The sequence below is a fragment of the Microbacterium sp. CCH5-D1 genome, from assembly GCF_001557335.1.
Classification (GTDB): domain Bacteria; phylum Actinomycetota; class Actinomycetes; order Actinomycetales; family Microbacteriaceae; genus Microbacterium; species Microbacterium oxydans.
This window is the reverse complement of the sequence record NZ_LSJW01000164.1, coordinates 1-810: the sequence shown is the minus strand read 5'-3', so window position 1 is coordinate 810 and position 810 is coordinate 1. Positions and strand designations below refer to the sequence as shown.

Below are 810 nucleotides of genomic sequence, written 5' to 3'. Positions count from 1 at the left end.
GAGCGGATCAGGGCAGCGACCCCTGCGACGATCGGGGCTGCGCCGCTCGTGCCGCGCCACGGCGTGACGGTCCCGTCGGCGGAGACTCCGATGAGTCCTTCGCTGGGCGCGGAGATGCCGATCGTGATGCCCTGTGTCGAGGCCTCGATGCTGGCCGTGCCGGTCTGGTCGACGCCGCCGACCGTCAGCACCCCGGGGATGGTCGCGGGAGCACCGATGATGTTCGTGCCGCTCCCCCTGTTCCCCGCCGCGACGACCACCACGACGTCGTGCTGGAACGCGTAGAGGAATGCCTCATCCCAGCTCTCATCCCAATCGAGCGTGTTCGTGGTGAAGGAGAGGTTGATGATGTCGGCGCCGTTGTCGACGGCCCACTTCATGCCCTTCGCGACCTGCTCCGTGAACGGCACGGCCGCGGCGGCGCCGAATCCGACGGAGATCGAGAGCAGGTTCGCCTCCGGAGCGACGCCGATCATCCCAGTGCCGTCGGGAGCGCCTCGTCCGGCCGCGAGCGACGCCACCCAGGATCCGTGATTGCCGTCGACGGCACCCAGAGGGGTGCGGCCATCCGGCGTTCCGGTTCCCGATACGTCGGTTCCGCCGACCACGGCGTCGCCGAAGACGGAGGGCACCTTGGCGATACCCGTGTCGATCACGGCGATCGTCACGCCCTCGCCACGTGTGGTCTGCCACGCTTCGCGGATACGCGCGCCGTCGAGCCAGTACTCCGAGGCCCGGACCGGGTCGGCCGGGTCGTCCGGGACCGGTGGCGGGGTGGCCGTGGCCCCGATGAGCAGCACGGACGCTGCG

Annotated in this window: 1 protein-coding gene; it reads right to left on the bottom strand. The window is 70.4% G+C overall.

The features are described 5' to 3' along the window. Positions 1-800: S8 family serine peptidase (locus AX744_RS10010; protein WP_231728782.1), on the bottom strand; the 800-nt coding region annotated here is incomplete at its 3' end. Positions 801-810 lie beyond the last annotated feature (10 nt).